General features: G+C 70.7%; 5 protein-coding genes. 1 reads left to right on the top strand and 4 read right to left on the bottom strand.

The features are described 5' to 3' along the window. Positions 1-117, bottom strand: a 117-nt coding sequence (locus BN11_RS22780; RefSeq protein WP_157044379.1) for a chorismate synthase, incomplete at its 3' end; no start/stop codon positions are given. 260 nt (positions 118-377) lie between these two features. Between BN11_RS22780 and BN11_RS13145 the strand changes: the two genes are divergently transcribed. Further along, complete coding sequence (locus BN11_RS13145) at positions 378-2633, top strand: DEAD/DEAH box helicase (RefSeq protein WP_083433741.1); 2256 nt, start codon at positions 378-380, stop codon at positions 2631-2633. Between the two features lie 70 nt (positions 2634-2703). Here the strand turns inward: BN11_RS13145 and BN11_RS13140 are convergent, their stop codons facing one another. The 3 genes from BN11_RS13140 to ruvX are packed head-to-tail and all read right to left on the bottom strand — an operon-like array spanning position 2704 to position 5233. Then, positions 2704-3534: a shikimate dehydrogenase gene (locus tag BN11_RS13140; protein WP_048698366.1), complete on the bottom strand. Its 831-nt coding sequence runs from the start codon at positions 3532-3534 to the stop codon at positions 2704-2706. A 13-nt stretch (positions 3535-3547) separates the two neighbouring features. Next, a complete protein-coding gene (gene mltG / locus BN11_RS13135) occupies positions 3548-4693 on the bottom strand; it encodes an endolytic transglycosylase MltG (protein WP_053084102.1) in 1146 nt (381 codons plus the stop codon). Between the two features lie 3 nt (positions 4694-4696). Beyond that, positions 4697-5233, bottom strand: a complete 537-nt coding sequence (gene ruvX, locus BN11_RS23815) for a Holliday junction resolvase RuvX (RefSeq protein ID WP_083434027.1) — start codon at positions 5231-5233, stop codon at positions 4697-4699. Positions 5234-5282 lie beyond the last annotated feature (49 nt).

Raw genomic sequence — 5282 nt, 5'->3', positions numbered from 1 at the left:
CCGCGCCAGCGCCGCGCCGATATCGGCGGTCGTCACCTCGACTCCCGACGGCAGCCCCTCGATCGTGGCGACCAGGGCCTGCCCGTGGGACTCACCCGCAGTCAGCCAACGCAACATGTTCGGCATCCTCGCACGCGAACTCGAGGGCATCGTCGACCAGTCCGCGGGACGGTCCGCAGGCCGGACGTCGCCTGAGTCGAGTGAGCCCGACACGCCGAAGATTCGGCCGAACAATGGGCGTGTCGCGCTCACTCGACTGGGGGACGTGAGCCGGTGATGGCACAATAGGGTCCACCACTCGGGGGGCGGGCGCTCTGCGACGCCCCTGCCGACGGTCCGCACGCCGGACCCCGCTTCTCCTAGCCCAGGAGTGCTTCTTGGCCACCCGTGCCCAGCGCCCTGCCGTGCGAACGGCACGCCGCCCACGTCATAGCGACGAGGCCGGCCTCATACCCGTGCTCGCGCGCGCCGTCCGCGAGGTCGAGGCCGCCGCCCGGCGCGGGGGCCGCGTCTCCCCGGCGGCCCGCGCCAAGTTCCAGGTTGCCGCCCTGCTGGTGCGCGAGGAGCGCGCCCGGGTCAAGTCCGACCCGGAGATCACCCCCGCGGAGCAGGCCAACGCCCTGCGCCGCCTCGACGGTCTCGCGACGATCCTCGCCAAGACCTCCGCCCGCGACACCTCCCTGCTCACCCTGCTCGCCGACGACGCCGTGCTCTCGTCGGCCGCTCGCGACTTGCGCCGCAAGATGCTCATCGCCGGCGGGTACGACGCCCCGGACGAGGCTCCCGCGCCGCCGCCCCCGAGCGCGGACTCGGCGCCCGCCGAGCGTCAGGTCGTCCCCCAGTCGGTGACCCAGCGGCACCTGGCGAACCCGTTCCTCGCCCCCGATTTCTCCGCGGCGCAGGAGTTGCGCCGGCCGCGCGCCCGCGTGCTCGCCGGCTGGGAGCTGATCTCCCCTCTGTTGCGCGCCTTCGAACAGTCGACCGGTTCGGCGCCGGCGTGTATGCCGCTGCCCGAGCCGTCCCGGCGGGGCGTCCCGGCCGGTTTGACCCTGATGAAGCATCAGGCCGAGGTGGTGGCCGCCGCCGAGCAGGGGCACCGGACCTTCCTGCTCGCCGACGAGCCCGGCCTGGGCAAGACGGCCCAGGCGCTGCTCGCCGCCCGGGCGGCCACCGCATACCCGCTGCTGGTCGTCGTCCCCAATGTCGTCAAGACCAACTGGGCCCGGGAGGCGCAGACGTGGACCCCCGAGCGGCGGGTCACCGTCGTCCACGGCGACGGGGACACGGTGGACGGGTTCGCCGACATCGTCGTCGTCAACTACGAGGTGCTCGAGCGGCATGTCGGGTGGCTGGGCAAGCACGACTTCCGCGGGATGGTCGTCGACGAGGCGCACTTCATCAAGAACGAGAAGTCCAAGCGGTCCCGGCACGTGCTGCAGCTGAGCGACAAGATCCGCTCTCGGATGGGGCGGCCGCTGCTCATGGCGCTGACCGGGACCCCGCTGATCAACGACATCGAGGACTTCACGGCCATCTGGAAATTCCTCGGCTGGATCGACGACAAGGGCCCGCGCGCTGCCTTGATGAACCGGCTCGAGGACGCCGGGCTCACCCCGGCCGACCGCGGCTTCTATGCGGCGGCCCGGCAGGCGGTGATCGACATGGGCATCGTGCGGCGCCGCAAGGTCGACGTCGCCGCCGACATTCCGGCCCGCCGCATCGCGGATCTGCCGGTGGAACTCGACGACGACGCCGGGCGGACGATCCGTGAGGCCGAGGAGGAACTCGCCGCCCACCTCGTGCGGCGCTACCACCGGGCCGTCGAGGTGCGGATGCAGCAGCGTCCGGGTGACCCGCCGCTCGAAGGCATCGACCTCGACCTGGTGCGCCGCGTCGCGACCGCGGTGCGTGAGGAGACGTCGGAAACGGCGGCCGGCGACAATGTGTTCAGCCTGCTGCGCCGGATCGGCCAGGCCAAGGCGCGGCTGTCGGCGGACTTCGCCGCGCAGCTGGCCCACAACGTCGGCAAGGTCGTCTACTTCGCCAAGCACCTCGACGTCATGGATGTCGCCGAAGAGGTCTTCGCCCGCCAGGGCCTGCGGTTCGCCACGATCCGCGGCAATCAGACCCGGACGGTGCGGCAGGCCAATATCGACGCCTTCGTCGAGGACCCTGAGGTGGCCGTCATCGTCTGCTCGCTGTCGGCAGCGGGCGTCGGCGTCAACCTCCAGGTCGCCTCCAACGTCGTGCTCGCCGAGCTCTCGTGGACCGACGCCGAGCAGACCCAAGCGATCGACCGGGTGCACCGGATCGGTCAGGACATGCCGGTGACCGCGTGGCGGATCATTGCCGCTCAGACCCTCGACACCAAGATCGCCGAACTCATCGACAGCAAGGCCGGGCTCGCCGCGCGGGCCCTCGACGGGTCCGACGAGGAATTCTCCTCGGTGGACGTCCAGGTCGAGGCCCTCGTGCGCCTGCTCACCGACGCCCTGCGCGCCGAGTCGGGAGAGGCCGAGTCGGGCGAGGCGAGCGAGAGCAGCGCGGGGTATGCCGCAGCCCCGCGGGCGCGCACGGCACGCAGCGCACCCACGGCCATTGCCTTCGCCTCCGCGCCCGAGGCGAGGGACTAGGCAAGCGGGGACTGGTTCTCCGACGGGGGCCGCCGTATAGCCCGGCCCCTGTCGCGGAACCCGGCCCCGCTCACCCGGTGCAGGCGGCCTGGCCGGCCTCGAGAAGCACCTTCCAGTCGGGCCGCAGGCCGGTCATCAGCTCGACCTGCTCGACGGCCTGGTGAGCCAGCATGTCGAGGCCGCTGACGACGCTGGCCCCGCGCGCCATGGCGGCGCGGGCGAGGGGGGTGGGCCAATCCGCATAGACGACGTCGAGCAGCCGTATGCCGCTCAGGTCCGCTTCGCCGGCCTCGAGTACGTCGGTCGCCGCACGAGCGCCCGATGGCGGCAGCGTGGAGACGGCAAGGTCGGCCTTGACGGTGGGCCACGCCTCGAGTTCCCTCACCGTCAACTCGACATCGAGCTTCTCGGTGAGCGGGCCGAGGGAGTCGAGGGCCTTGCCGGGGTTGCGGGCGCAGGCGGTGACGGTGCGGCAGCCGAGTTCGCGCAGGGCGATCACGGCCGACCGGCCGGTGGCCCCCGCACCGAGGAGCAGCCCGGAGTGCCGCCCGCGCGCCACTCGTCCTTCGGGGGCCAGAGCGCCGATGACCCCCAGGATGTCGGTGTTGTCTCCCAACCACCCCGATTCCGTCCGGACGAGGGTGTTGATCGCGCCGGCCAGTTCCGCCCGGTGCGACACCGGTTCGGCGACGGTGAAGGCGATCTCCTTCAACGGCATCGTCAGCGACAACCCACGAACCTCCGGCCCGCAGCCGGCCACGAACTGCGCGAACGAGGACTCGTCGACGGTGTGCGCGGCATACGACCAATCGGTCAGACCGAGCGCGACATAAGCAGCCCCGTGCATGGCCGGCGAGAGCGAGTGCCCGATCGGCGACCCGAGGACGTAAGCCTGCGGCATACCCGAGATCCTGTCAGCACTTGGCCTTCGGGTTGTCGGCGCACCACTGCCTGAACTCCTCGGCGTCCTTGAGGAACTGCTCGTGCGTTTCGGAGAACTTCGTCTCGCCGGTGTCCGGGTTGACGGTCACGAAGTAGAGCCAGTCACCCTTGGCCGGGTTGACCGCGGCATCGATCGAGTCCTTGCCCGGGTTGGAGATCGGGCCGGGTGGCATCCCCTTGTGGATCCGGGTGTTGTACGGATTCGACGAGTCGTCGATCTCCGCCTGGGTAGGTGCGACCGCGCGCCGCTTGGCGCCGTAGGAGACCGTCGCATCGGATTGCAGCAGCCCCACCGTCTCGGCCGTGGGCTGCTCGAGGCGGTTCCAGAAGACCCGGCTCACCTTGCGCCGGTCGGAGGATGAGCCGGCCTCGGACTCGATGATCGAGGCCATGATCATCGTCTCCTGCCACTTGCTCTCGGGGATCTTCTCGCTGGTCATGACCTTCTTGGCCTGGTCGACCAGGACCTTCAGCTGCTGGGCGGCGGTGTCCTTGGGCCCGAACTCATAGGTCTCGGGGAACAGCCAGCCCTCGACATTGCCCTTGGCGGCCGCGGGCAGGCCGAGCGTCTTGGTGTCCTTGGCCGCGGCGACGTAGTCCTTCAACGGAACCTTCGTGCCCTTCGAGAGCCGCTCGTAGATCTCGCTCGCCCACAGGCCCTCAGGAATGGTCACCCGCTTGACGGAGCGGTTCTTCGGGTCGGCCAGCATCGTCAGAGCGTCGGAGGCCTTCATCTCCTTCAGGAGCGTGTAGGTGCCCGGCTGCAGCTTCTCCGCGATGTCGGCATTGTCGCTGGAGGCCTGCACGAACGCGCTCGACGTCTTCACCACGCCGGCGCGCACGAGAGTGGCGGCGATGGCCCGGCCCGAGTCGCCCTCTTTGATGACGACTTCGACCTCACCCGAGCCCGGCCCTGGATAGTCGTCGGTCGCCACGAAATCGCTGATCGCGGGCGCCGCCACACGATAGAGGCCATAGGCCCCGCCGAGCACGACGGCCAGGGAGAGCAGAAGAGCCGCGAGGTTGCTGAAGAAGCGCGGCCGGGGGGGCCGGCCTGGAGGTTCACCGGTCGTGGGATTGGCGCCCCCGAAGATCTCCTGATCGAGTCGCTGCGTCACCGCTCAAGTGCCCTTCCGTCGCGGCTTGCGCCGCCTCGTCGTTGCCGGGGTCCCGGGGGGTGCCCCGGTCGCCCGCTCCGCATCCAGCGCCGCCTGCAGGATGAGAACCGCGGCAGCCTGGTCGACGACCCGCCGCTGTGCACGTCCTGCCACCCCGCTGGAACGGAGGTTGCGGTGCGCGTCGATCGTGGTCATCCGCTCGTCGATCAGACGAACCGGGACCGGGTCGACCGCTGCCGCGATCAGTCGAGAATAACCGCGCGCGAGCGCTGCGGCGGGACCCTCGCCGCCGTCGAGCGAACGCGGCAGCCCGACGACCACCTCGATCACCGCCATCTCGCGCACCAATCGTGCCAGCTCGGCGATATCCGCCGGGGCCTCTTCGGACTCCTGAGCAGGGGGTATGCCGTCCGCCCGGCCGAGTTCGCCGGCGCGGGCCAGCGTCGACACCGGGTAGGCGAGAACGCCGTCCGGGTCGCACGCCGCCACCCCGACACGCACGGTGCCGACGTCGACCCCGAGGCGGACTCCGCGACGCAGGCTCAGCGTGCACTCCCGGTCGCGGCTGACCCGAGAGAGGCCTCGACCG

The organism is Nostocoides australiense Ben110 (assembly GCF_001050535.1).
In the GTDB taxonomy this organism is placed as follows: Bacteria; Actinomycetota; Actinomycetes; order Actinomycetales; family Dermatophilaceae; genus Nostocoides_A; species Nostocoides_A australiense.
The sequence above is the reverse complement of the archived record's forward strand: the minus strand, read 5'-3'. Positions and strand labels throughout refer to the sequence as shown.